The 25,954-nt window shown below is 40.3% G+C and carries 23 protein-coding genes; 10 read left to right on the plus strand and 13 right to left on the minus strand.

The features are described from left to right. Positions 1-278: 278 nt before the first annotated feature. The gene (locus tag ACQ96U_RS24430) at positions 279-2,237 is read right to left on the minus strand and encodes a DNA topoisomerase III (protein WP_431723893.1); all 1,959 of its coding nucleotides are present in this window, start codon (positions 2,235-2,237) and stop codon (positions 279-281) included. Positions 2,238-2,542: 305 nt separating this feature from the next. On the opposite strand from ACQ96U_RS24430, the gene ACQ96U_RS24435 reads away from it, so the two are divergent. Continuing rightward, positions 2,543-3,085, plus strand: coding sequence for a hypothetical protein (locus tag ACQ96U_RS24435; protein WP_431723894.1), 543 nt, complete (start codon positions 2,543-2,545; stop codon positions 3,083-3,085). Positions 3,086-3,102: 17 nt separating this feature from the next. Here ACQ96U_RS24435 and ACQ96U_RS24440 read toward each other — a convergent pair whose 3' ends face one another. After that, positions 3,103-3,309 carry a hypothetical protein gene (locus ACQ96U_RS24440; RefSeq protein ID WP_431723895.1) on the minus strand — a complete coding sequence of 69 codons (207 nt, stop codon included), beginning with the start codon at positions 3,307-3,309 and terminating at the stop codon, positions 3,103-3,105. Between the two features lie 933 nt (positions 3,310-4,242). Continuing rightward, positions 4,243-5,661, minus strand: a complete 1,419-nt coding sequence (locus tag ACQ96U_RS24445) for a hypothetical protein (protein ID WP_431723896.1) — start codon at positions 5,659-5,661, stop codon at positions 4,243-4,245. A gap of 308 nt (positions 5,662-5,969) precedes the next feature. On the opposite strand from ACQ96U_RS24445, the gene ACQ96U_RS24450 reads away from it, so the two are divergent. Next, positions 5,970-7,064: an NAD/NADP octopine/nopaline dehydrogenase family protein gene (locus ACQ96U_RS24450; protein WP_431723897.1), complete on the plus strand. Its 1,095-nt coding sequence runs from the start codon at positions 5,970-5,972 to the stop codon at positions 7,062-7,064. A 177-nt stretch (positions 7,065-7,241) separates the two neighbouring features. Beyond that, positions 7,242-7,859 (plus strand): hypothetical protein, encoded by a 618-nt coding sequence (locus ACQ96U_RS24455; protein ID WP_431723898.1) that lies wholly within the window; start codon positions 7,242-7,244, stop codon positions 7,857-7,859. Between the two features lie 169 nt (positions 7,860-8,028). Here the strand turns inward: ACQ96U_RS24455 and ACQ96U_RS24460 are convergent, their stop codons facing one another. After that, positions 8,029-8,445, minus strand: a complete 417-nt coding sequence (locus ACQ96U_RS24460; RefSeq protein WP_431723899.1) for a hypothetical protein — start codon at positions 8,443-8,445, stop codon at positions 8,029-8,031. 310 nt (positions 8,446-8,755) lie between these two features. Between ACQ96U_RS24460 and ACQ96U_RS24465 the strand changes: the two genes are divergently transcribed. The 3 genes from ACQ96U_RS24465 to ACQ96U_RS24475 are packed head-to-tail and all read left to right on the plus strand — an operon-like array spanning position 8,756 to position 12,229. Continuing rightward, positions 8,756-10,387, plus strand: coding sequence for a DUF7401 domain-containing protein (locus ACQ96U_RS24465; protein WP_431723900.1), 1,632 nt, complete (start codon positions 8,756-8,758; stop codon positions 10,385-10,387). 48 nt (positions 10,388-10,435) lie between these two features. Beyond that, positions 10,436-11,194: a tRNA (N6-threonylcarbamoyladenosine(37)-N6)-methyltransferase TrmO gene (gene tsaA / locus ACQ96U_RS24470; protein ID WP_431723901.1), complete on the plus strand. Its 759-nt coding sequence runs from the start codon at positions 10,436-10,438 to the stop codon at positions 11,192-11,194. Positions 11,195-11,248: 54 nt separating this feature from the next. After that, positions 11,249-12,229, plus strand: coding sequence for an NADPH:quinone reductase (locus ACQ96U_RS24475; RefSeq protein WP_431723902.1), 981 nt, complete (start codon positions 11,249-11,251; stop codon positions 12,227-12,229). Here ACQ96U_RS24475 and ACQ96U_RS24480 read toward each other — a convergent pair. Genes ACQ96U_RS24480 through ACQ96U_RS24490 form a run of 3 tightly spaced genes read right to left on the minus strand, consistent with a single transcriptional unit; the run spans position 12,226 to position 14,417 of the window. Then, positions 12,226-12,960: an amino acid ABC transporter ATP-binding protein gene (locus ACQ96U_RS24480; protein ID WP_431723903.1), complete on the minus strand. Its 735-nt coding sequence runs from the start codon at positions 12,958-12,960 to the stop codon at positions 12,226-12,228. The two genes, ACQ96U_RS24475 and ACQ96U_RS24480, sit on opposite strands and share 4 nt — an antisense overlap. Positions 12,961-12,963: 3 nt before the next feature. Beyond that, the gene (locus tag ACQ96U_RS24485; RefSeq protein WP_431723904.1) at positions 12,964-13,635 is read right to left on the minus strand and encodes an amino acid ABC transporter permease; all 672 of its coding nucleotides are present in this window, start codon (positions 13,633-13,635) and stop codon (positions 12,964-12,966) included. Continuing rightward, positions 13,632-14,417, minus strand: coding sequence for an amino acid ABC transporter substrate-binding protein (locus ACQ96U_RS24490; protein ID WP_431723905.1), 786 nt, complete (start codon positions 14,415-14,417; stop codon positions 13,632-13,634). Before ACQ96U_RS24490 ends, ACQ96U_RS24485 begins: the two co-directional genes overlap by 4 nt. 549 nt (positions 14,418-14,966) lie before the next feature. Between ACQ96U_RS24490 and udk the strand changes: the two genes are divergently transcribed. Beyond that, positions 14,967-15,587, plus strand: coding sequence for a uridine kinase (gene udk, locus ACQ96U_RS24495; RefSeq protein ID WP_431723906.1), 621 nt, complete (start codon positions 14,967-14,969; stop codon positions 15,585-15,587). A 397-nt stretch (positions 15,588-15,984) separates the two neighbouring features. After that, positions 15,985-16,371 (plus strand): hypothetical protein, encoded by a 387-nt coding sequence (locus ACQ96U_RS24500; protein WP_431723907.1) that lies wholly within the window; start codon positions 15,985-15,987, stop codon positions 16,369-16,371. A gap of 112 nt (positions 16,372-16,483) precedes the next feature. On the opposite strand, the gene ACQ96U_RS24505 is transcribed toward ACQ96U_RS24500, so the two are convergent. Further along, positions 16,484-17,452, minus strand: coding sequence for a DUF3137 domain-containing protein (locus ACQ96U_RS24505; RefSeq protein ID WP_431723908.1), 969 nt, complete (start codon positions 17,450-17,452; stop codon positions 16,484-16,486). A gap of 373 nt (positions 17,453-17,825) precedes the next feature. Here ACQ96U_RS24505 and ACQ96U_RS24510 point away from each other — a divergent pair, with 373 nt between their 5' ends. Next, a complete protein-coding gene (locus ACQ96U_RS24510; RefSeq protein ID WP_431723909.1) occupies positions 17,826-18,977 on the plus strand; it encodes a TIM44-like domain-containing protein in 1,152 nt (383 codons plus the stop codon). An 833-nt stretch (positions 18,978-19,810) separates the two neighbouring features. Then, positions 19,811-20,236, plus strand: a complete 426-nt coding sequence (locus tag ACQ96U_RS24515; protein WP_431723910.1) for a hypothetical protein — start codon at positions 19,811-19,813, stop codon at positions 20,234-20,236. Positions 20,237-20,270: 34 nt separating this feature from the next. Here the strand turns inward: ACQ96U_RS24515 and ACQ96U_RS24520 are convergent, their stop codons facing one another. From ACQ96U_RS24520 to oadA, 5 genes are read right to left on the minus strand one after another with little or no spacing between them, the layout of a single operon-like run. Further along, the gene (locus tag ACQ96U_RS24520) at positions 20,271-20,765 is read right to left on the minus strand and encodes a hypothetical protein (RefSeq protein WP_431723911.1); all 495 of its coding nucleotides are present in this window, start codon (positions 20,763-20,765) and stop codon (positions 20,271-20,273) included. Next, positions 20,762-21,469 carry an OmpA/MotB family protein gene (locus tag ACQ96U_RS24525; protein WP_431723912.1) on the minus strand — a complete coding sequence of 236 codons (708 nt, stop codon included), beginning with the start codon at positions 21,467-21,469 and terminating at the stop codon, positions 20,762-20,764. Before ACQ96U_RS24525 ends, ACQ96U_RS24520 begins: the two co-directional genes overlap by 4 nt. A gap of 49 nt (positions 21,470-21,518) precedes the next feature. Next, a complete protein-coding gene (locus ACQ96U_RS24530) occupies positions 21,519-22,733 on the minus strand; it encodes a hypothetical protein (RefSeq protein WP_431723913.1) in 1,215 nt (404 codons plus the stop codon). Between the two features lie 53 nt (positions 22,734-22,786). Next, entirely contained in the window at positions 22,787-24,133 is a 1,347-nt protein-coding gene (locus ACQ96U_RS24535) for a sodium ion-translocating decarboxylase subunit beta (protein WP_431723914.1), read from the minus strand. A 16-nt stretch (positions 24,134-24,149) separates the two neighbouring features. Next, positions 24,150-25,937: a sodium-extruding oxaloacetate decarboxylase subunit alpha gene (oadA, locus tag ACQ96U_RS24540; RefSeq protein WP_431723915.1), complete on the minus strand. Its 1,788-nt coding sequence runs from the start codon at positions 25,935-25,937 to the stop codon at positions 24,150-24,152. Between the last annotated feature and the right edge of the window lie 17 nt (positions 25,938-25,954).

Here is a 25,954-nt window from a genome sequence, read left to right on the forward strand (position 1 = left end):
CGTCAAATACTCTCTGAACGGCTAAACGTCTTAATAATGCTTTTTCTTCTGTTGATAACTGTCGGGCATCATATTTCATACTAATAAGTATGGCATAATTCTAGAAAGTATCCATTATTTCCGACTCGTTAGTATTTTTATAAGCACCCAGCAATGCTGTTATATAAATTAAAGTAGCTACCGCATGCTTTACAGCAGTAAACGTACCCTGTGGCTTCATCACTTTACAGCTATTCCCTTGTGTCTTAGGACTATAAAAACCCTTCATAATGAGTATATTAAGACTTTTTTTTACTTTTATATTTTCTTTTGATTTTTTTTTGCACCACTTGTCCCTTCCCTTTTAACTGCCTAAAAGCGCTGACATCCACTTGAGTAATTAATTGATGGAGTGTATTCACCATCGGCTCCATAAAACTTTTATAATTGGTTTCTTTATTACTGATGGACGTTAGTTGCGACTCCCATTGTGCGGTCATATCAGGAGTCGAGGCAATTTCAGGCAAACTAGCAATGAGCTGACGACCAGTCTCAGTCGAACGAATTGTTTTACCCTGTCGAATGAGAAATTGTCGCTTAAATAATAACTCGATAATACCTGCTCGAGTAGCTTCAGTACCAAGACCATCCGTTTCTCTTAATATTTTTTTGACTTCAGGGTCTCTCACAAAGCGAGCAATACCTGTCATGGCTGAAAGTAATGTGGCATCAGTAAAAGCTTTAGGGGGTTGAGTCATTCTTTCAGCTAGCTCACCCTTTAGACATTGAACAACGTCACCTTTCTTCACATTAGGGAGCTTTTGTTGATCTTCTTGATCACTGGCTTGAACATTGGTTTGCGTTACATCCGGCGCTTGAGTTCCAGCTTTTTTATTTTGGGTAAATAGCTTCTTCCAGCCTAAGTCAAAGGTTTGCCTAGCTGTGGCAATAAACTTACCACCATTGATTTCTACCTCTACTCGGCGATCATCATATTGCCATGCGGGGTAAAACTGAGCGAGATACTGTCTTGCAATAAGTTCGTAAATTTGTAACTCCACTTTCGATAGCCTGTTTGCATCGAGTTTACGCTCTGTGGGAATTATCGCATGGTGCGCTTCTACTTTTTTGTCATTCCAAGCTTTACTTCTTAAGCTGAGGTTAGCCTCATTAACTACAGTTGCTAATGAGTCACATACATGATCAATCGCAGCCAATACAGTATTAATCTGATTTAAGTGCTCTATGGGCAAATAACGGCAATCTGAACGCGGATAGGTAATCAGTTTATGCTTTTCGTATAAATCCTGACAGGTATTCAGCACCTGTTGAGCATTAAGCCCGTAACGTTTAGCCGCATCAATTTGTAAGGCTGATAAATTATAGGGTAATGGGGCTGCTTGTTGTTTACGCTTGTTGGTAGCGGCTGTAATGAGCCCTGGTTGACCAGTAATGCGTTTGACGACGTTTTCAGCCAATTTTTTTGAGAGCACTCGTCCTTCATCATCTTGATAGGGCTGACACGCTTCACTGGGTTGCCATTTGGCTCGAAATTGCTCACCTTTCTCTGTTTCCAATAAGGCAAATACTTCAAAATAAGGCTTTGATTGAAAATCTTCAATTTCAAGATCACGCCTAGCCACTAGACCTAACAATGGGGTTTGTACCCGCCCCACAGAAAGTACACCCTGATAACCTGCTTTTCTACCCTGAATAGAACACACCCTGCTCATATTAATACCATACAACCAGTCTGCCCGTGCCCTCGCTAAAGCAGAAATAGATAGAGGAATAAACTCCCGATTACTCCGTAAATTTGCCAGTGATTTTTTTATAGAGTTTGGGTTTAAATCATTAATCAGACAGCGTTTAACTGCATTACGCTGTTTATCTGGTACACCTGTGTAATTAATAACCTCATCGACCAAGATTTGCCCTTCGCGGTCGGGGTCGCCTATGTGTACTAAGTCACTTGCCTGCAGGATCAGTTTTTTTAAAATTTCAAATTGTTTTCTTGTTTTCGGTTTAACTTTCAGTTTCCACTCATGCGGAATAATCGGTAAATGGCCTAAATCCCACCTCTTATATTGTGGGTTATAGTCCTCAGGCTCTGCTTGCTCAAGTAAGTGTCCTATGCACCAAGATACACAGTCACCATTTCCTACCCGAATATAGCCATCCTGTCGTTGATGTGGTTTTGGTAAAACATCAGCGACAGCGCGTGCCATACTTGGTTTTTCAGCAATATAAAGCTTCATGCGTATACTTAACCAACCCGCATACTGTATAAATACACAGTCTAACTCAGTTTACCAAATAACTAAAGCATCAGGATGTGAATCAGATCCTATACAGCAAAGGCTATTCAATGAACAATTAACCTCTACCTTAGATGCTACCTCTATTGTAGTGGTTGTGTTAGGGAGGGCTTAAGTAAATGACAGAAGTTCAAGAAAATACTTAAGCTTGTTAAAATTGATACAGTACTTTTGTATCTCCCCTTTTTAAAGAGCCAGCACAACAGGCATCAGCTATAAAGTATACATAATGTTAAGGAAACCTCATGCCTTTTAAAACCTGCTTACTTGTTGTTTTTACAAGTTTTATACTTCTTGGTTGCAGTGGGCTAAACAAAAAAGGAAGCTCCTCAGTTCCAAATCAAGTCACACTACTCTTGAACCAACGTTTATTATTACAACAGGGGTTAGCAGATTACAGCCAAGCATTTCCTATACTAAGCTCAATTAGAACGTGCACACTACAAGACAAATCACGCCCCTTTTGTGGTTTTGCTTATTCCGATTACCAACGTCAATATATAATGGTAGAGGTTTGTTCCACACGAAAAGGTAGCGCAGATCGTCCTGGTGAAGGGCTCTACTTTATAACACCTGATAAGCAGGTCAGCTATTATCCCTGGTATTCACCACAGTTCAATAAATCTGCATGTCAAACTAAAAAGGGCACCTCCACAGAAGAAGCCAAATATATTCTTAAACTCGCAGGCAATCGTGTAGATAGATTAATTTATCTATTTAAGACAAATAATAAAGAAGCTTTCATCCAGTTAAACGTAAGCGAAAAGCAGTTAACTATTGTACAATAGATTTACTCTTTCAACGATTATCTATGCCAATGATGGCGCTGGTATTCCCATAAAGGATACCAGTGACTTGAAGCAAAGCTTTGTGACGAAAGATGCTGGTCAGCCGCTGATTTTTGAATAACCTGCATCCGCTGACGCCGCCTTAACTTAATCCAGTGCCATGATAATAAAAACCATTGCACACCTACATGACGCTGCAAGTGCACCTTAAAACTCTTTTTCATTACTTTTTACCTTCCAATTATATACTACATTTACAAGCAGCTTTTAAGGGTAACCATCGAGCATTGTTGGTATAACACTATTTTCCAGCCAGAACGTCAACAGGTAAGACAATCCGTTAACAACTCATAACCACGGTAAGCTAAAATGGAAAACCAGCTTGATGCATTAATAAAAATGACACTCCCTATCACTTCTTAAACCTTAGAAAACAAATGCTGTAATCCTAAGAACATTCCACGAAATATATTGCAATCCAGCAGAATGAATATTCACTATGCTTTATATTCATTTTATACTCAAAACATAAGCTTTAGATAACGGTGCTAAGCTACTTTCCCATATAAATTGAATGTATAAACAGCTGATAAAAAAAGTGCAACAACTAAGTTTAAAAATCACACTGTGATATATCTTCTTGTGCTGCAATTTAACAGCTACTCATAAAGCAATACTTACCACCAAATCCAATTCAGGTTATTGATAATAACAAAATAAATTAAATTATTTTATACGGTAATACCCGTATTTATACCTAAGAATAAAATGAGATGAGATGGTTTTCTGTAGTGCCTTATTATTAACACTATCTATGACAATTGATTGCTGCTTTATTGACAGCATAAGGAACTATTTTAGTCATTCCTAACAACTTTTTGTCATAAACCTGAAAACAATATTCTTTTTATAAATAGAGCGTCTATACAAACATCTGAACAATCACTCGCGGGAAGTTAAGAGGCAACATCTTTATTGTGATTTTTTTATTCATTAATACTTAACGATTTACGGCTATGCCTAGCTTAATTCAATCCGGCAAGTCAACTAGACAATAACCCACTATACTACAATTGGCATAGAGCTTCCATACTACACATCTATTCCAAATTAGGCAAATAGTATTACTGCCATCTTTCCGCTAAAGCAGACTTAACTTAACGGGGCATTGCCTTCTTCTCACATATCACCGCTAATTCCAATAATGGTTTAACATGATTACAAACAAAAATAATATGTTGCTTCGCTTTTAGCATCAGACTATATAAGTCAAAACGCTTTTGCTGGTATGCTGTTTCACATAATGCTTTATATCGCACTTCAGGAGGTCTTCGAAACTTCCAAAACTGCTGCACACCAAGCACAATAATCACATCAGCTTCTAGCCCTGCCAAGTTAGAAGTTAAGCTAAATAGGAGTTTAGGCTGCTTCTCTTTATGGTCATTATGACAGTTTTCATTAACAACAAGCGTCTGAATATATTTTGACCAGTGATCATTCAGTTTTTTCAATAACCACCCCTGATGAGAAACAATAAGCAACGTACTCACTTCAGTGGCAAAAAGTAATTCTTTGATGAGCTTATGGGTTAAATTTATTTCTTCTACAATATTTCTTACAGAATACAACCACGGACGCTGACCACTTCCTTTTTGATCCGCAACCCTTAATGAAGGCTTACCTAAGTTTAATAGCCCTCCCAATCGCAAAGCTGAGCGAACTTGTAGTTTCGATGATCGTAGTTGTGATGATAATACGATAGTTTCGTTTAGATTAACACCTAAGCGCTGTTGATCACTATCATCCATTGAGTACGCACTGGATAATATGACAGATGAAGCCGATTGGATTAAATGCTTAATCATTTCCCGCTGGAGGGGACCTGCTAAGTGGATATCATCTATAATCAGTAAACGACTTGTAATAGCAGAATTAGCATAAGCCTTTTTTAACAAAATAAGCCTATCATCTGCATCAATTCGGTAGGTATCCTTTCGTAGTAAATGTTGATATCCAGCATATACATTGAGTATAAACGCACGCTCTTGAGCATTTAATGTCTGCAACCACAATGTGATCTGCTGATTTAGTACTTCATCAGCATAAGAAAGCTGTTTCACCCAACGTAGCAATACACTTACCCACTCTAACTGCTGTATTTCTGTTTTTTTTCCTGAAGCCAGAATAGTTTCATATATCAGTTGTATACGTTCACCTTCAGAAACTACTTTCGGTAATGGGGTTAAAAGTAATGAGTCTAAAGTATGACAACAATTGAGATAGTGCCCCCCACTCTTTTGTATTTTTTTTTGTAGTTGCCAACAACTGTATGAGTTGGCCGAAATAACAACAATGTCCTTTTCCTGCCACCTCTGTTTCTCCAACTCCGTAATCAAAAGAGCCAGTAGTGAAGTTTTACCAGTACCACTGATACCTGAGACGCCAACAGCTTGTGCAGTATGTTTTACCTTATCCAATAAGACATGCAACCACTGATGTATGGAGAATTCAGAATAATCTATAGCCCCACAGGTATTCGTCAATGAGTGAACTGGTACAGTAAGATCATTATGCATTGTTTTGATTCTCAGTTCCTCATTGACACAAAATGTTTTAAACCTAATATAAAAGGAATTCCAGGTCAGTACCCATAGCCATAGCATCCTACACTTGTTTTACATTTTATCATGTCTTAATTAGGTAAAGACTAATAAGCACTTCATACTATTGACATGAAAATGCTATTTAAATGCTATTTGCGTTAGCTAAATAGCTTTGCTTTGCTTAAACGTATGCGATTCAAAAAAATGACAAAAATTCCCCATTCGCATACGTTGATCTTGTTTAAGTCCTACAAATGCTGGTTGGAAAGGGAGTTTAACCGATGAAAGTAGCTGTTATGGGCGCCGGTGGTGGTGGCGTTGCACTTGTAAGTCACCTTGCCCATTTGGGCTTCCAAACTGCCCTATATGCCCCACCTGAACACGCCAAGAATGCTTATGCTATTTCAGAGCAAAAGGGTGAAATCCATATTACAGGACATCACCCCCAAACCTGTAATGTTGACTTAGTCACACTTGATATAAGACAGGCTGTTCATGGCGCAGAAATCATTTTCATGATTGTTCCCGCCTTTGGTCAGGAAGCTCTTTTTGAAAATATGCTCCCTTTTTTAGTTGACGAGCAAGTCATTGTTGTTATGCCTGGTAACTTTGCTACCTATCCCCTGCAATACATGCTCGAAAAAATTCGTCCGACGCTAGATATTACTTTAATCGAAAGCTCCTCATTACTGCACGTTGCAGAAATAGAAGAACCAGGTACCGTGCATATAGCATCTCAGCATAAAAATCTGCTTGAATTCAGCGTCTACCCAGAATACCAAACAAAAAAAGCACAGACACTTTTACAAAAGTGCATGCCTGAAACTCACATCAAAATTGTCAATAATTACTTAGCCATTGGCTTAAATTCGCCAAATGGCATTGTTCACCCCACCCTAACAATTCTCAATTGTGGGTATATTGAAAGCACTCATGGCGAATTCTATTTTTACAAAGATGGAATGACGCCTGCCGTTTGCAAAATTATTAATGCTCTTGATAAAGAACGCCAAGCTATAGGTAAAGCTTATGGCCTAGAATTACCCCCCTTACTTGATATTATTCACCACTACTATGGTATTAATGCATTATCATTACGGGATTTTGCGCTAACCTCAGCCGTACATAATCAGCGTTACAGTGCACCAACCTGTTATAACCATCGGTATATTTCGGAAGATGTCCCTTATCTCTTAGTACCTTGGCTGTCTCTCGCCAAAGCCGCTAATGTAAATACGCCTATTCTGAAAAGTATTATTGCTATTGCCTCAGAACTGGTAGATTGCAACTTTGTGAAAAAAGGTCGGTTAATCAGTCGTTACCTCCCCTCTCAACCCGTCATCCCTCTTCATCTAAACAGCCAACAAGCCGTATAAAGATAACCACTTCACATAATAACTAAAACCATTTATCATAACTGGAGAGAAACACACCTCTCCAGTTATATGCTCTATTTCACCCAAATAAACCCTATTGCTTCCATTTCTCCTAGGAACATAGATCTGCAAACAGAGCATGTTGTAAAAATCTACTACCGTTACGCTTTTGTTTATATGAAGTCTTTATCTATCTTAGTCATCATGATCAGTATGATGTCTGGATGTGCAATTAAATCTGATCTATTACCTGCTCGTCCCCCCAAACCACTTGAGCCACAAGTGATGTCGGCAATGACAGTAAGGGTAGTTTCGTTTACTAACGGACAACTTTCTCCGCTTGGTGCAGCATACCGTACGAGTAATGATATATATCACCTTACAAAGTCGCTTGGCCTTCCCCCAAGCTATAGCCGAAATCACACAAGCCCACTGCAAATAAAACTGACTGTTGATCGGAGTGATTCACTCTATGAAGAGGGTTCATTGTGGTTTTACTCCACTGCTATGCTAGGTTGGCTGATACCAGCAAAAGTCACATATGCCAGCACTCTAACAGCAGAAGTGTTCCATCAAGATAAACGCCTTAAACGTTACCAATATCACGACCAGTTTGAAACTTGGTATTTTACATTTGGTTTTTTAGCCGGTTCTTCCCACTATCCAAGACAAGTAAGAGCTGATGTAGAAAGAAATATGCTGCATCATTTAATGCATGACATCCGGTTAGATCAGATGTTTTACAAAAAACACTTAACCCCCAAACTTATCGCAGACACCAAGCCTACTGACTAACCGAATGTTAATAGCATAATTAATTTTCTGTACGACTTACCAAGCAGAATCAGGTAGAAATATTAAACTTGTAGAAAGTTTGGCGGGAAAACTCTGCCAGTCAAATTGCTTTTTTCACTGGCAGATATTTTTAGAGGAAAGGTAATAACATTATTTTTAGCGAGTTTTTCTAGATTAGGGCAATAACCACTATGCTTAATAAAGCGGCACCTGCTGCAGTACCCACACAGGCAAATTGCCACTGCTGAACAAGCTGTTCTGCCCCATAAACTTGCTTTTCTCGATTTTTATAACTTTGAACCAATTGAGGAATCATATAAAAGCCCGCAGAGAAAAGGCCGGCCGCCACCGTCACCATGATAACAGCAGCAATAAATACTGGTTTAGATAATAAAAACATGAGAAAAACACAAAGTGTGGATACGGCTCCTAACACAGGAAAACCAAAGGGCAAGACTTGCTTTAATAGCAGTTGTTCACGAAGTTCATCAGTCAGTCGCCAAAAGCACTGAGGTAACAAAACACAAGCAAGTATAGCGGCTGCTAGCGTCAACAAACTAATAAGGGTAATGATTAAAAACGCCATGATGAGTCTCCGTGCTCGCTTTCGGCAAACAACTAACCTGACTTAGCTGTTATGATGTATCTTAATTATTCGTTTTTACTCAATAGATCAGTCGAAATAATCTGGTAAGCACTGTCAAAACGGACAGTGAGTATTTTATACACGATTAATGAAATACAAACTGCTGATTAAGTCTCTATTTCACATTCAAGTTGAGAACAACCTTCAAAGGCGTCAGAAAAAGTAGATTTATTTCACAATATATTGATGCTAGAGTGACTATCCGTGTTTAATCACTCGTAGCACGTTTCAAAAGAAAGGTTAATTATACATGCCATCTAACCAAGCTCTTGCAGCTCAGTTATTAGCATCAGTAGCACAAGAAATTGAACAAGCAGGCGACTCAACAGCACCAGACTGGCGCGCTATTTATTCAATGGGCTGGCGGACACCTGCCGACTTTATCAGTGAGCTTTTACCTATTGGCTTAGAATCATCTAATACTTTACCCTCATCACCTTTTCAAAACGAAGCCTTTGAACGACTTCTGTTTGCCAGCTTACTGCAGCTGATGATTGACATTCGAGAAGGCCGAACCAATGCAGAAGCTGGTTGGCAGCAAATACAGCTACAACTTGCCAAATACATGAATAATGAAGATATCAACGGCGAGGCAATGATGAGTATTATTGGCCTTCTTGCCAGCCTTGATTTGCCAATGGATGGAGAATTTATTGAGCAAACTAAAGATTGGCAGTCTGACTACTATTCCGACAAAGTAGATCAAACCTCAGAACTTGTTACTTTAGAACCTCAAGAAGCCCTTCAACTTTTACTTGATGAGGAAGCAATCCAAACGGAGTACGACTTCTATTTATTATTTGCTGAGCAGTTAACCTTTATTCGTGATTCCATATTAGACCCTTTACTACAGTCATTACTGCAGACTCATCATGATGATATTCGAGAAGGTACACTGCTATTTTTGCTTCACAAACAAAAAGAAGTACGACAAACCTTACTTAAGTTACTGCAAACTCCACAGTACCAACGATTAGTAACACCATTAGGACTTCGTCGTCTTATTACCATTCGAAACTGGATTGAAAAGTCCGAACAAGCCACTCTAGACCGCATAATTCGCAACGTCAGAAAACTTGGTACACCCTGTGCTCAATATGAAGTACCCAAAAACGCTCATATCGAGAAGGTATTCAGCTCTGCAGTCGATGGGGCTGGAGCCCAATCAATCGTCATTTTATGCAAAGAGTACGGCCAATATCGACTTATTGGTATTTTACTGAAAGAAAAGCTAGGGATTATTGATGGTTGGTTAACCCCCTTAAGCTCTAAGCGTAGTTGTGAAAACATTATTAGTCATTTACGACAGGAAGTGTATACGTTACCTATTTCTATTAACTACTTACAAACGGTATTACCCCATTTTTTAGCCTTAAATTCACAGTCAGGCCAGCCACTCACAGCAGAAGTTTTAATGACGTTAGAATATTGCGGTCTAAAACAATGGCAGCCCCAACCACTTGATTACCAAGAAATTTTGGCTCGCTGGCAAAAAGAATACCCAGAAATATTCACCTCTGATGCCTTACAGCAAGCCATGCGTAGAAATAAATTATGGGTTGTCAGAAACTTTGATTCACTCATGTGGTTTGAAAATGATGCCGACACGGTTAAAAAAGCACAGCATGTATTAGAAGAACAGCACGAAGGCCCCTTTGTTAGCTACCTACTTGAACCCTATCGTACTAAATGGCAAGCCCGTTTTATTCGATTAGCATTATGGGCTTATAACAATAGTCAAAAGCGTGGCCCTAAATGGCAGGACTTTGCCACACTAAGCTGGGCATTGAGCAATGATACTCCACTAGAAAGGATTTCAGTGTTTGACTGTATTGCTGCCGAGTCCCTTGCCGTTGCTGAAGATGAGTTATATGCTGAGTAGCCGCTGTTAAAGCGGCTAACTGTGCTGATTTAAAACAGGTTTCGCACTGTGTCTATTACCCCCATTTATTTAAAACCTATTGGTATTATCCACTCCTGTTTCAAGCAAAAATTTGGCATACCACGACAATCAAGGCTAGCACCCGCAGCAACAGCAGAGTTAGTGCTTTTACCACCTTATAACCGAGCAGAAGCGGTCAAAGGCCTTGAGCAATTTTCACATATTTGGATATCATTCATTTTTCACCAGATTCAAGGCGATGATTGGTTACCCACAATTCGTCCTCCCCGCCTTGGAGGTAAACAACGATTAGGTGTTTTTGCTACACGCTCTACTCACCGCCCAAATCCTTTGGGACTTTCCGCAGTAAAACTGGAAGAAATCTGTTTTCAAGGAAGTGAAATTTGTTTAAAACTAAGTGGCGTAGATTTTTTAGATAAAACACCTGTTGTGGATATTAAACCCTATCTGCCTTATGCTGATATCATTACTGATGCAACTTATGGTTATGCTGACCAGCCTTTTGATGACCAATCTCCACACAAGCTACCGATTTTATTCACCGCAGATGTACAACAGTTTTGTACTAACTACCAAGCACAAACGGGCCGAGCCTTGGCTCAACTTATTCAACAAACATTAACTCAAGATCCAAGGCCTGCTTATCTGCGTAATAAACCCGTATCAAAGAACGAACAACCTCGCTACCACGGTATATCGCTTTGGGATCTAAATATTCGCTGGTATTACTCCACAGCAGGAATCGTCGTGGATGATATTCAGTTTATTAATACAAATAATGTATAACTATATAATGTGAAGAGTATACATACACAATACACGTGTATTGAGGGACATAACATGCAAGCTATTCGTGTACATCAACATGGTGATATAGATGTATTACAAGAACAAATTACAGACATACCACAAGCAGGAAAAGGCCAGGTTTTAATCAAAATAATGGCCGCGGGTATTAATCCTGTTGACACCTATATTCGCGCAGGTAGCAATAATTACACGGCACAATTTCCATACACACCGGGCAAAGATGGCGCAGGCATCATAACCGCGTTAGGCGATGATATTCAGCACCTTAATGTGGGTGATCGGGTCTATTGTGCAGGCAGTATTACTGGTACCTGTGCTGAATATGCATTGTGTGAAGCAGCCCAGGTTCACCCATTACCTGATAACATTACATTTGCCCAAGGTGCCTGTTTGGGAACACCTTATACCACGGCTTATCGTGCACTGATTCAAAAGGCTCAGGCCAAACCCGGTGAAACAGTATTAATTCATGGTGCCTCTGGCGGTGTAGGAACAGCAGCGCTGCAAATTGCCAAAGCCCATGGTTTAAAAGTGATCGCCAGTGCGGGTAGTGACTCTGGAAGGCAACTGCTTACCCTACTAGGGGCTGATTATGTCATCGATCATCATCAAGCCGATCACCTGACACTTCTTCCTAAAAATATTATGGGTCACGGTATTAACATTATTTTGGAAATGTTAGCCGATAAAAATTTAGGTCATGATTTACCCGCATTAGCATTTAATGGCCGCGTTGTTGTGATTGGTAACCGTGGGGAGGTCAATATTAACCCTCGGTTACTTATGGCAAAGGATGCAACAATTATTGGTATGGCACTGTTTAATAGCAGTTCGGCAGAGTTATCAGAAGCACATGAGTATTTATACAGCGGACTGTCTCAGGGTCTGCTAGACCCGATTGTGCGCGATGAGTTTGCTTTAAGTGATACGGCTAAAGCCCATCAAGCCGTCATGCAGCCTGGTGCCGCAGGTAATATCGTGGTCACCCCCCATGGCAACCACGAGCATTAAACACCAAGGTGTTCTAAAAAGCGCTGAGTACGTGGATCTTGGGGAGAAGAAAAGAGTTGGTGGGGTGTTCCTCGCTCCACAAGCTCGCCATCACTCATAAACCACACTTCGCTGGCCAGTTGTTTTGCAAAACGCAGCTCATGAGTCACTACCATCATGGTGATTTCTTTTTCAGCAAGCTGCCGTAGTAATGTTAAAATATCAGCAACAATTTCTGGGTCCAGAGCCGACGTAGGCTCATCCAATAACATGACCTTACTATCAGTGGCCAAGGCACGGCCAATACCTACTCGCTGCTGTTGTCCTCCTGATAACATCGCAGGATACACATCGTGTTTATCCGCCAGCCCTACTTCAGCAAGAATACCCATGGCTTTCTTCTCTGCCTCTGCAACAGGCATTTTTTTTACCATAAGCAGGCTTTCCATAATATTTTGAACAGCCGTTTTATTTTTAAATAAAGCAAAATTTTGAAAAACAAAAGAAGTATATTGACGCAACTTTAACACTTGTTGTTTAGTATAGTGTTGGCTATCCAGTGTTAAATCATCAATCGTAATCGTTCCCGAAGTGGGCACTTCCAGATAATTTAAACAACGTAAAAGACTAGACTTTCCTGTACCTGAAGGACCAATAATAGCAATAATGTCCCCTTTCTTAATCGAAAAGTTTAAGTCATTAAAAACGGTTTGCGATCCATACGTCTTGCTGAGTCCACTTACCGAAATCATGATTTATCGATACCCCCGGCTTAGCCTTACTTCTAACCATTGCTGCCCTTTAGTAAAGAAAACAACAATAAGCCAATATACTAAAGCCACAACTAAATAGCTTTCAAAAAACTTAAAACTACTCGCCGCTTCTAACTGCGCTTTTGCCATGATCTCAGCGACACCTAATGTAAATGCGAGTGATGTTGACTTGAGTAAATCGATAAAATTATTCATTAACGGTGGAATGGCTATGCGGGCTGCCTGAGGCAAAATAATACGACGCATTGCCTGAATTTCAGTTAAGCCAATACTGAGTGCAGCCTCCCGTTGTGAGGACTCAACACTTAATATTGCTGCCCGCATGCTTTCTGCCATATAGGCAGCAAAATGCAGACTCAACCCAGCAATAGCCGCTTGAAAAGCTGTCATGTCTTTTAATGCGGGGAATAATTGAGGCAATCCGTAATACAACAAAAATAGCTGCACCAATAACGGTGTGCCTCTAAAAAATGAAATAAAAAGATCTGCCAGCCAAACCAGTCCTGACCACTTAAAAACTTTTATCAGTGCCAGCAACAGCCCTGTTACCAGGGCTATTACCAACGAAATTGCCGCCATACCAAGTGTAATATGTAAATACTTTAGAATTATTGGCAGTAACTCTAACGCATAATGCACATCAAATTGAATCATGGCTTCGCCGTTATATCTGCATCAAACCAACGTTTTGAAATACGCGCCAGAGAGCCATCAGCACGCATTGACACCAACGCATCATTAACCTGTTGTTGAAGCTTTTTTCCCGACTCATTGTTTTTGAAAGGTAAGGCATTAGCGATAGTTTCAACAGGTTTTCCAGCCAGTTTCAAAGGTAAACCCGACTTTTTAATCAGCGCCAAAACAGACACTTTATCCATCATAAAAGCATCCATCCTGCCTATCGCAACATCTTGCTCCATGCCCCCATCATAAGCAGTAACATTAATTTGGTCACCAACAGATGAACCTCGTAAAACCTGCTCAAAATTAGAGCCTAAGTTAACCGCCACTTTTTTGCCCACCAAATCATTAATACCTTGTATTGAGGTATTATCTTTATGGACCACCAACTGAGCACCATCGTAAACATAAGGAGCAGAAAATAAATATTTCTTCTCTCTTTCATCGGTAATAGTGATTTGATTTGAAATCGTATCGACTTTTCCTGTTTCCAACATGCCAAATAAACCCGAAAATTTAGCCGTTACAAACTCAATCTTATATCCCTGACGTTTACCAATCTCATTCCAAAGATCAATCTCAAAGCCTTGCAGCTTATCCTTTTCAACAAAGGTAAAGGGATAGTAACTGCCAGAACTGCCCACTCTAATTGTTTTTTCTGCAGTAGCACTTTCTGATGACTGCTCACACCCTGACAACATTACCATTAGTGGAAATAACACCCAAAGGGTACGCTGCAGCATACTATTGCTCATAAAAGTTCACCTACTAAAACTAAAAGTACCGATATGTAGTGGTTGGGTAATGACCTTTTACTTTGATAATATTTCATTACCTATCTTGTGATATCGCCACAAACGTCTATCCAGAAATGCCTGCTTTCACACTCACATGTAAAACATGCCCGCTGGGACTTACGTTTTGACGCGGAAGCATACCGGAATCTTAAGCTATTGAATAATAATAAAAAATAACACATTTATATTAATAGTGCATATAAAAGCACCATAGACTCATTATTCTCTTTTGAACGGATCTATTAAAGCAGGAATCGCCTCCCTTGATTTAATCTCCTCCCAGCAATGATATTGGCTTCGACTTCTTATCACTGTTGATCATAAACTCAATGTAGAGAAGAGATAGCCTATAATACCCACAGATATTCTCTTATTACTCAGTTACGCTCTTACAAACAAGCTAATATCGCAGATAGGTAAAAAAACTGATGCACTTCACATAGAATTTTCAGTAGAATCGCAAAAATTTTGACTCTGTATCGTGCAAGTTCCCTAAGGCTGTCATCGATGTCTCAAAAAACGATATTAGTGGGTATTGCTGGCGCATCAGCATCTGGTAAAAGCTTATTAGCACAGACGCTGGCCAAAGAATTACCATCAGAACACTTAGTTGTTATCTCTGAAGACTCTTACTACAAAGACCAAAGCCACTTAACCATGGAGGAGCGCGTCAAAACGAACTACGACCACCCTAGCTCACTCGATCATGGTTTGTTAATCCAGCACATGCAGGAGCTTAAAAAAGGTAATTCAGTGCAAGTTCCTGTTTATGACTATTCCATCCACAATCGCCGAACAGAAACACGTACTGTTCAACCTACCAAGGTAGTCATTATTGAGGGGATCTTGCTATTAGCTACTCCAGAGTTACGAGAAGAGTTTGACCTTCGCTTCTACATGGATACGCCACTGGATATCTGTTTAATTAGACGATTACAGCGAGATATCATCAGCCGTGGCCGAGATATCAACATGGTTATCTCTCAGTATCAAGAAACCGTTCGCCCCATGTATTTAAGATTTATTGAACCCTCCCGCCAGTATTCAGACTTAATCATTCCGCACGGCGGCAAAAACCGAATAGCGATTGACCTCATCAAGACTAAAATACACTCCTTAATTAACTAAAACGTGACTTTTCTGTAGTCATTCAGCAAATCATTCATAATAGTGCCTGTAAGCTGCAGGCACTCACTCTTCCACCCTCACTATCTTCTCCTTGTCTTGCCTGCGGCTGTTAGTCAATGAGTTATCCATTTTTTAATGTTGCCATAAAAAAGCAGTTTAACATCGCTGTCATCTGACTCGATTGACGTTTAAACCCATGTCGTGCTGAATTTAGCTATGTTTACAGGAGGGAAGAATGCATATTGTAAAGGATTACACTTTGAGTACTGTTTATCGCAGTGCACTTAAACCTTTAATAACCTTTGAACTGTCGTCCAATACACGCACACTAAGAATTCGGATATACAACTATTTGATAACAAAACACTTAAATCAACGCTAAAGTAAGGGCAAGGCAATGCAAAAAAAAATATACTTTTTAATCGCCTGTTGGTTAAGTTTTATACTTACTGGCTGCAGCCACATTGAAAAAATGCATGCAAAATACCCTCTTGCCGTATATTTCTCAGCCATCAACGATTATATTACCGTTCGCGCATATAGTCAGGAAGGAAACCCTATTGCAGGAGGCAACATCAAAGTTTTTAATGACTTTGACCGAGTTATTATTGATGAGTCTTTAAGTGATCGCGGAATTTACCGTTTCCGTTACCCCATTAACACCATCAAACTAACGGTTATCATCACAGATGGTGAAGGCAAGCAAGGAAAACGTTATATAGAAAAAGAAGATATACGTCCTGTCTACCCTGACCGTTATAGTCAATGGTGGCTAAATCCTTAGGACTTGTCTTGGTTTATAGCCAAAGTCAGTAGAAAAAAGTGAGTAACAACAACATAGAATGACTCTACTTATGAAGAGAAATAACCCTATTGTTGTTACTCAACTTGTTTGATTATGATGCGCGTGAAGTCAAACCAAGATCATAAAAAATTGTAAATACGCGCATTAAATCTCCATACCAACTCATCACATCATCGGCATAGAAATTTTCAAAGTATATATTTCTAGAACGGTCAAATATATGCTGACCATTGACAGCAATTGTAATATGACCCTTTTCAACCGTGATATACACATTATTGCCAAACTTTTGCTGCAAAGACAGTACCCTTAGCATAAAACGCTCTGATAGTAAGGTTTTGGCTAACATAGGGTCTGAAGTAAGAACGGCAAAACTACGTTCAAACTCTGCAAACTTTGTATGGTAACGTTCTAACCTTGCATAACATTTTGCATCCAAATACTCAGGATCAAAATCTGGCTTGCATTTTGGCAAAATGACAACCTGACTGTTATTAGCCTGCTCAAACTCTGCACGAATCAATACACCGTTAAACAGCGCTTTATCTTGAGCTAAGCACTTAATAACAGGATTTGAAGACTCATTTTGATGCTTTACAACAATCGTTGATGCTTCAAAATGAACACCATCATACTCTCCAGACAAGTAATCCTGACCAGAATAAGCATTGAATGGCAGAGGGATAAACTTTGCATCAGTGAAAATATGCTGTGAAACAATACGCGCAGGAGCGTAATGTAAATTCCCATCAACAAACTTAACAAGTTTGGGAAATATTTCAGCATAACATCGTTCATTAAATGCTTGTTTAGCCTGCTTGTACTGGTCATTTAACAACCAGCCAATAACAGCAGCGGAGATTAAAATAAAAAATAAAATCAATGTACTACTGGAAAAAACTAACGCAGCAATAATGATTGCAGCCAACCAAACCAGTAGACCTTTCTGCACACTTTGATAAAGGGTATTGCCTATCAGTTCGCTCTGCTTAACCAAATCTCCCTTACCTTCGGTAAATGCATCTACATAAAACGCGGTGAGTTCATCAATCGACTTCATGAAATACCTCAGTATTCCCTGTTTTATCATACTTTAAGGGTGAGCTTTTACATTATAAACATAACTAAGACGTCATGTTGCAAAAAAATTTCCCTGACAGGTTAATGGATTTGCAGCACTAAGTCCCAAAACAACATACTGACTTAAATCAGCTCAACCCCAAAATACATCTTCTCATGATGTAATGAGGACGGTAATTGAGCAACTTATGAATAAACAAGACACATGAATAAGCGTTCGTTAACGTGTACAAAAGTTGTTACTCTTGACACTCACCACATTCCTGAAGATAAACGCCAATTGCAGCAAACGTCCTGACTGGGCATAATTTCATCTTTAGCAGTAACCTTGTTTGAAATTTGGAGCTATCGCATTGAAGCGTCTGCAACTGGCTATCCTATACTGCATTGTCAGTATAATGTTCCACTGCCCCTTACTCTTAGCTGAGGAGGCCGCATCACCCGCCCCCTCGACAGAACAACAGGAATCCTCAACAACGGATTCTGAGAAAGATGACCGTATACTGGCAAATATTGTGGGTTCTGGGCTAGTCGCCTGGTTGCTATACGGTAGTGAATTTGATGGGCTTGAGCTAGTGGATATTGTTATCCTCTCTTGTGCCGTCTGTCTGGTAGTCTTCTGGCTCAGGCGTCAGTCTGGAACATCTCCATCTCAAGGGCATAATAGAGTCAGAGAAGAACCCACCTTTGTGGAACAATCACTGCGTAATGAACACTACTCAGTAGAAACAGGACTACGAGAAAGCAATCTACATCTTCAAGCCCAACGTACTGTCTATTCTGCGCCGCAACCGCAACCGCAACCGCAACCGCAACCGCAACCGCAACCGCAACCGCAACCAAGTGTACAGCCTGTTCGTCGGGATATCACAATTCCTTACACACCCCCCGTTCAAGCCCAACAACCATCTGCCGACCCCAAGGTACACTCTCCCTCACCTTTCTCAACAGAACCCACAGCATCTAGTCAGATGCCACCGTCTTCTCTTGGACAACAAACAACAACAGCAGATGTAGATCCAGTCGCTGAGGAAGTTGCCAACCCACCTCCTCAACCCAATACTCGGTCAGCAGCCGTTCAAGCTCTTGCTTCTTTGGAAGCAGAGCAAGTAAACCCCCACTATAACCAATTTGATCTACCACCGGACTTCAATCCTGAGCAATATTTAGAGCAAGCCAAAGAACACTTTAAACAACTCCATATTGCACTTATGACTCATAATGACAGTGTGCTAGCCAATCTAACCTCACCTGAATTATTTGAACAATTATTAAGCGAAAGGGATAGCATGGCTAACCAGCCATCTACGTCTATTGTCACTGTTTTCAATGATATTACCCATGCTAACCATATGGGAGATATCAGTATGCTCAGCATTAAGTTTCATGGCTGGATGAAACAGTCTGATCAAAAAGATGTGACAGCCTACGCTCATCTTTGGCACTTGGAGAAGCTGGCCTGTGATGACAGCTGGAAAATAGTAGGTATACAAAAACTTCGATAAGCCTGTTGATTACCATGATAACCAATAGTTTAAGCATCAAAAAAACAAAGTAAAAAGGCGCACAATAATGCTATATGGTTAAAGGTCTTCGATTATGGCAAAACGGTTAGCTAATACATAATTAGCAGCATGACTTTAATTGGTATTAATCTAATATAATTTTTTGTATTGTGATTCAGTCGATTTTATAATAGAATCAAAGACCTCTTGGTAGCTTCGGCGTAGTAAGCCATAAAAATATACGACCTTAAGCGTATACAGGCTTGGTTTTACTGACTAATTGAGTTATTTGCACTCGATTTATAGTCATTAAGAAGCAAAGAGAGAACCTGCAGAGCCAAAGGACCCAAATAGCCTCTGTATTGTTTTTACCATGGTTTTTCCTCATTTTAACGTGCTAAGGAAGCTTGTTAGTGGTTACCATTGGTGGAATTTAATAGTTGCATTTCTATTTTATATGAAATTAAGAAGTTACTTGTTTCTTTGGAAGACAATGTATTGTAATCGACCCTTTAATCATACATTAAAGCAACACAGTAAATATTTCGTGTAAAGCTTTTCTAAGTTTATAGTTTCTTGTCAAACCAAGAATAACCCTGAATTTATGCTTCAAGTAGCCTATGCTACTAGAAGGTAATTGTTTTTATGATTTATCTATAGCGAACTCATTACGTCAGAATTTAACCATTTATTTTCTGTTTTTTTTTAAATATCTGTTAATTCGTTAATCTCAGATTGAGCAGATATTTCTGACGAAAACTGCAAAATTAGCACTAGCAGGGTTGGTTCGTGAATAAAGTAGTGAACAGGCTTAATGAATAGCCGGAGTTAGTATGCCAAAATATTTATACCCTACAGTCTACGAACAATTTACTGGTCAAAAACCACCCGAACCCCAAGTACGGGAAGAAAAACCCAAACGTCCTCGCCGTGCCCATGGTCACCCATATCGGATGCGCCACAATATGCAACAGGCCCAAGATCAGTTACCCACTGATACTTATTACCCTCAACAGCAGGAAGTTAAAACCTATAACCACAGAAATAACCAAAAACAAGGTCAAGGTCAATATCCATACACACGAGGCAATCGGCACTTTACATCAGGTAATACACATGATTACCAGCCTACAGATAGCGCTTATCCCAGCCGACGTAATAACAACGCCAATACTCGTGTAACGTATAAGAAAAAACGTCAGTATAATCAGCCTCAAATAGGTATATTTCAACCTAAGCACGATTATAATCAATATTAAGTAATACTTTTATAGCATGTTTGATTACATGCTTTTAAAAAACAAGTGGGTAGGGTGGATAGGCTAAAAAAAATGCCGGAAGCGAAAACTGCTGTTGAATCAGTTGGTTATACCCTACCCTGCGCTTAATCCGTTGATCAAACCCTTTATAACGGATTTTTTGCAGGCACAAATTACAAATAGTAAAACACTGAAACTCTACTGAATTTAACAAATTTTCATTAGCGGATATCACCAGAGATACTGACTGTTTACACGCCTGTTCAACCACCTCGCACCCACTAATGTGCACAATTTGATCAGCACCAGCCACAATAATTCGACTATTTTTATAGGCTATTGTTTGATCACAGAGCATTCTTATATAGTGACTTTCAATGGTAAGCGTTGCTTCAGATAAGGAAATTCGCTCATTACCGGTCACATGTTTTTCCGGGTTAAACAACTCAAAATAACCCAGTTTCTTAGCCCCCATTTTTTCTCTTAACTGATTGAAAGGCTCAAACGTTAAAAAATTAATGAGCTTCACTGAATACCCTCAATAATTTCAGCAATTCTGGCTTCAGCATTCGTTCTGAGTCTAAATTCAACCCGACGCGACTGAGCACTGTTTTCCTCATGATTTTTGGTATAAATAAGCTTTGAAGAAGAAAGACCATTTGCCGTCAAATGTGCTTTTAGCCACTGTTTTTCTTGTTGTACCAACACTTGGTCAAGGGCCAGTAAATAAGCAAGCGTTGTTCGTGTTCTCGCTTGTGATAAAGCCATATTTTTAACATAAGCATCATCCTGATCTAAAGCATTATCCCAACCACTATCGGTATGCCCTTCTATTCTTATCTCTTCAATAGCCCCTCGAAAGTCATCATCCGTAATAATTTTTAAGTAACGAGGAAAAAAATCAGCAAGAATAGATTGAAATTCCGTTTTTAGTTCTGCCTTACCACGATCAAATAAAATATCCGTATTATTAAACCGAATACTGGCATCATCACTTAATGTTGCTCCCCAGCGGGGTAAATCGTCTTTAAATTCAGCATACAAGCTAGTATGTAAATCCAACTTTAACCGCTGGTAGATAAGCGCTACATTACGAATTTTATTACGTTCATGCTCGATAACCACTACAAACAATACTGCAATTAACATAAATATCATTAACAGGCCAGCCATCAAATCACTCATGGCCACCCAATGAGATTCACTCTCCGCAGCATGTTCTTCAGTAAACATCGTAGAACCCTTACCTCTATATCAACCTTCCCTTTAGCAAAAGGTATCGCTAAGCATCCATAGCTTCCGCGATTGTTATTATTTTTCGTAATTTTTCAGTCAATGGCGCATAGTCACTGACAAACTTTTCTGACAATGCGGTTAATTGATAGCCAAAGGTTTCAAGTGACTTATTTAACTGAGTGGTCAACACACTGTCTAATTGCTCCCAGTGCCTTTCTGTAAGCCCAACTAAACTTTCACCCTGCTTGTCCAATACCTGTTGATAACGCTGTAATTGGGTGCTTAAATTTCTATGTTCAACCACAAGGTCATTAGCTGTTTCGGTTAGCAGCTGCTTCATTTGTTGCTGATTCATTGTTAATGTATCAGCCAGCCCTGAGGTTAAACTGATAATTCGCTCCTCCAGCTTAGGTAAACCACTGGAGGCTGAATTAACAATTGTCCCCAGTAACTGAAGATAATCTTCCAGTCCTTTCGCTTGTTTTTCTAGCCCTCCTAGCAATTGTTCAAGTGCACCTGACACCTGAGTAAATATACTGGTTTGTTTAACCACACGTTCATGAGCCGCTGTTGCTTCATTCATGATTTGCAGGGATACCTGCTGTTGCGCCATAAAACTATCCAGTTGTTGTCGTGTGGCTTGCTGCCAGTCAAGCATCCTGCCAACAGCTTTATTTAACGCTTGGAAATTTTCACCATATTGCACTTCTATTTTTTCATTAAACTCAATCAATAGTTCGCGTAAACTTGCTTGAAGTGCCTCCGTTTGCTTCGCCGTGAGTGCCTGCTGATGCTGTTCATAAATAGACTGCAACTGAACGATAGCTTGTTTAAGGTCATCATGCATACCAACAACCGCCTGTTGCTGGTTATTACCTTGTTGTTGAATTGTATCCCGTATTTCCCCTAATAACTCTAACTGGGTTTGATAGTGTGTTGTTTCTGCCCGGCTTGGTTTACTGAGCACAAAGCGTGCTTTTATGGTAAGTGCCGCACTTAACCCTGCAATCGATGACCAAAAAGCAGTTTTAAGTCCTTCAATAAGCATAGGGACACTGGCTTGAATATCCGTCGTATCAAAATTTTTTAAACCTAAGGCAATTCCTAAAAAGGTTCCAAAAATACCAATACTAGTGAGTAATGTGGGCGCATGATTAACCGTTCGAGGTTGAAAGGCCACAGTATGAAAATAGACGGCCAATAAAACAATAAGACCAATAAGAATGGCAGTCAGCCAGGAAAGTTCAATGTGCGCATCCATGTGCTTATGCTTGGTTGGGCGTCGTCCAATTATTAGGACGACGCACAGGTGACTTACAAACCAGAAACGTACTTAATCATAACACCCGCAGCAACTGCTGAGCCTATAACCCCTGCCACATTGGGTCCCATGGCATGCATTAATAGGAAGTTATGTGGATTAGCTTCCAGTCCCAATTTATTTGATACTCTAGCAGCCATTGGAACAGCTGACACACCTGCAGAACCAATCAGTGGATTAATTTGATGCTTGCTGACTTTATTCATCAATTTAGCCATTAGTACACCTGCTGCTGTACCAATACCAAACGCAGCAATACCTAACGCCAAAATACCTAAGGTTTCTGCTTGTAAAAACTTATCAGCAACCAACTTGGAGCCAACGGATAAACCTAAAAAGATAGTCACCGTATTAATTAAAGCATTTTGTGCAGTATCACTTAATCGGTCAACAACGCCACACTCACGCATTAAGTTACCAAAACAAAACATCCCTAATAGTGGTGCTGCATCAGGTATAAATAACGCGACCAAGATAAGCAACACTAGCGGGAAGCATATTTTTTCGGTTTTAGAAACATGACGTAGCTGAGTCATTTCAATTTTTCGCTCAGCCTCCGTGGTCAACGCTCGCATAATAGGTGGTTGAATCAATGGGACCAGTGCCATATAAGAATAAGCGGCTATAGCAATTGCACCCAGCAACTGTGGGGCTAAGACACTAGATACATAAATCGCTGTAGGTCCATCGGCACCACCAATAATCCCAATCGCCGCCGCATCGGCAACAGAAAAGTCCATTAATCCTGTTGCGGAAAGTCCTAACGCTCCCAAAACGGTTGCAAAAATACCAAACTGAGCCGCAGCACCAAGAAACAACGTTTTAGGATTGGCTAATAGCGGCCCAAAGTCAGTCATAGCCCCCACGCCCATAAATATTAAGAGCGGGAAGACACCACTACCAATTCCAACGGCATAAAAATAGTACAGCACGCCATGATTATACTGTAAGTCAAGTGCCGTATTCATGGCAGCTGTTTGTAAATGGTGGCTGGCTGCAGCGTATTCTTTTAACAACAATAAAGGATCTGTCGTTTTTGATTGCAAAGCCCCTGCAATGGCTGTTACCACATGCTGTGCATGCTGCTGTAAACCAATATCACCAGAAGCCAGGTAATTAGCCGCCTGATATAAGGCTTTGTCCATAGCAGAAAAAGCTAAACCAGCCTCAGGAATATTCGCAAGAATCCCCCCAAAACCAATAGGTACTAATAACAAGGGCTCAAAATTTTTACGAATGGCAAGAAACAACAGCAAGAAACCAATCAATATCATTACAAACTGGCCAATGCTTAAATTATACAGCCCTGACCCTTGCCAAAGTGCGTAGAGTTTTTCCATTGGAGCTACACCTTAATTACGCCAGAGTCAGCAGCGGATCACCCACTACAACCGCATCGCCATCCTTCACACTAACAGTGATAACTTTACCTGTTTTATGGGCACGTATCTCTGTTTCCATTTTCATCGCTTCCAACACCACCAATACATCACCCTCTTGTACGGTTTGTCCTGGTGTCACATGCACTTTCCAAATGGTCCCTGCAAGCGGTGCTATTACTGGCTCACCACTACCAGCATTCTGACTGGCACTCACTGCTGCTGGAGGAGCTGCAGATACTGACTGAATATCCCCCCCTTCAGCCACTTCCACGACATAAACCTGACCATTGACTTTAACGGTATACACCTCGTTTCCATTGACTGTTTGTGGTGCTGCTTTAGCCTGAGCGGGTATAACCTCTTCCCCTGTGGGCACAGGTTCGAAGGCAGCAGGATTGCCTCGGTTCTGTAAAAACTTCAAACCAACTTGTGGAAACAGTGCATAAATCAATACATCATCCACTACCTCATCGGCCAAGGTAAATCCTTTTTCTTTAGCAAGCTCAGCCACTTCTTTGAGCAGCTTATCCATTTCAGACTGAATTAAATCGCCGGGACGACAGGTGATGGCTTCCTTACCTTCCAGGACTCTGTTCTGCAGCTCTGTATTAAATGCAGCAGGTGCGGCTCCATACTCACCTTTAAGAATGGCAGCCGTTTCTTTTGAAATATTTTTATAACGCTCACCGGTAAGTACATTAAGTACTGCCTGTGTACCCACAATTTGTGAGGTAGGCGTCACCAGGGGAATATGCCCTAAGTCTTCCCGAACCTTGGGTATTTCTTCCAGTACATGGTCAAATTTATCCAGCGCACCTTGTTCCTTTAGCTGGTTTTCCATGTTCGTTAACATACCACCAGGCACTTGCGCCACCAGTATACGAGAATCGACGCCTTTTAATTTACCCTCAAATTTGGCGTATTTTTTTCTAACCTCACGGAAATAAGCAGCAATTTCTTCGAGTAATAACAAATCAAGTCCTGTATCGCGATCAGTATTTTGCAATGCCGCGACTATTGACTCAGTGGGTGTGTGGCCATAGGTCATACTCATTGAAGAAATGGCCGTATCAACATTATCAATGCCAGCCTCAATGGCTTTCATCAACGTCATGGGAGAAAGCCCTGCAGTTGCATGGCAGTGAAGTTGAATAGGAATGGACAATGAGCGTTTTAGACGTGTCACCAGCTCGAAAGCATCATAAGGTTTTAAAATACCCGCCATATCCTTAATTGCTATCGAATCAGCGCCCATATCTTCAATACGCTTGGCTAGATCCACCCAGTTTTCAATAGTATGTACAGGACTTGTGGTATAAGAAATCGTCCCTTGTGCATGCTTACCCTGTTTCTTAACAGCGGCAAGTGCAGTTTGTAAATTACGCGGGTCATTCATAGCATCAAATACCCTGAAGACATCTACGCCATTTTTAACTGCACGCTCAACAAATTTTTCTACCACATCATCCGCATAATGACGATATCCAAGCAGGTTTTGCCCCCGTAACAGCATTTGCTGAGGGGTTTTTGGCATGGCTTTTTTCAACTCGCGAATACGGTGCCAGGGATCTTCGCCTAAAAAGCGAATACACGAATCAAAGGTAGCACCACCCCACGACTCCAAAGACCAGAAACCAACCTGATCAAGCTTACTGGCAATAGGCAACATATCGTCTAAACGAAGACGTGTTGCAAACAATGATTGATGTGCATCCCGTAATACAACATCGGTAATTCCAAGGGGCTTTTTATTTTCACTCATGAGGAAAGGCCTTTTCC

It is taken from the genome of Zooshikella sp. RANM57, assembly GCF_050749885.1.
In the GTDB taxonomy this organism is placed as follows: Bacteria; Pseudomonadota; Gammaproteobacteria; order Pseudomonadales; family Zooshikellaceae; genus Zooshikella.

Coding starts and splice junctions, on each gene's coding strand:
- ACQ96U_RS24430 (WP_431723893.1), bottom strand. CDS start 2,237: ATGAAGCTTTATATTGCTGAAAAACCAAGTATGGCACGCGCTGTCGCT.
- ACQ96U_RS24435 (WP_431723894.1), top strand. CDS start 2,543: ATGCCTTTTAAAACCTGCTTACTTGTTGTTTTTACAAGTTTTATACTT.
- ACQ96U_RS24440 (WP_431723895.1), bottom strand. CDS start 3,309: ATGAAAAAGAGTTTTAAGGTGCACTTGCAGCGTCATGTAGGTGTGCAA.
- ACQ96U_RS24445 (WP_431723896.1), bottom strand. CDS start 5,661: ATGCATAATGATCTTACTGTACCAGTTCACTCATTGACGAATACCTGT.
- ACQ96U_RS24450 (WP_431723897.1), top strand. CDS start 5,970: ATGAAAGTAGCTGTTATGGGCGCCGGTGGTGGTGGCGTTGCACTTGTA.
- ACQ96U_RS24455 (WP_431723898.1), top strand. CDS start 7,242: ATGAAGTCTTTATCTATCTTAGTCATCATGATCAGTATGATGTCTGGA.
- ACQ96U_RS24460 (WP_431723899.1), bottom strand. CDS start 8,445: ATGGCGTTTTTAATCATTACCCTTATTAGTTTGTTGACGCTAGCAGCC.
- ACQ96U_RS24465 (WP_431723900.1), top strand. CDS start 8,756: ATGCCATCTAACCAAGCTCTTGCAGCTCAGTTATTAGCATCAGTAGCA.
- ACQ96U_RS24475 (WP_431723902.1), top strand. CDS start 11,249: ATGCAAGCTATTCGTGTACATCAACATGGTGATATAGATGTATTACAA.
- ACQ96U_RS24480 (WP_431723903.1), bottom strand. CDS start 12,960: ATGATTTCGGTAAGTGGACTCAGCAAGACGTATGGATCGCAAACCGTT.
- ACQ96U_RS24485 (WP_431723904.1), bottom strand. CDS start 13,635: ATGATTCAATTTGATGTGCATTATGCGTTAGAGTTACTGCCAATAATT.
- ACQ96U_RS24490 (WP_431723905.1), bottom strand. CDS start 14,417: ATGAGCAATAGTATGCTGCAGCGTACCCTTTGGGTGTTATTTCCACTA.
- udk (WP_431723906.1), top strand. CDS start 14,967: ATGTCTCAAAAAACGATATTAGTGGGTATTGCTGGCGCATCAGCATCT.
- ACQ96U_RS24500 (WP_431723907.1), top strand. CDS start 15,985: ATGCAAAAAAAAATATACTTTTTAATCGCCTGTTGGTTAAGTTTTATA.
- ACQ96U_RS24505 (WP_431723908.1), bottom strand. CDS start 17,452: ATGAAGTCGATTGATGAACTCACCGCGTTTTATGTAGATGCATTTACC.
- ACQ96U_RS24515 (WP_431723910.1), top strand. CDS start 19,811: ATGCCAAAATATTTATACCCTACAGTCTACGAACAATTTACTGGTCAA.
- ACQ96U_RS24525 (WP_431723912.1), bottom strand. CDS start 21,469: ATGTTTACTGAAGAACATGCTGCGGAGAGTGAATCTCATTGGGTGGCC.
- ACQ96U_RS24530 (WP_431723913.1), bottom strand. CDS start 22,733: ATGGATGCGCACATTGAACTTTCCTGGCTGACTGCCATTCTTATTGGT.
- ACQ96U_RS24535 (WP_431723914.1), bottom strand. CDS start 24,133: ATGGAAAAACTCTACGCACTTTGGCAAGGGTCAGGGCTGTATAATTTA.
- oadA (WP_431723915.1), bottom strand. CDS start 25,937: ATGAGTGAAAATAAAAAGCCCCTTGGAATTACCGATGTTGTATTACGG.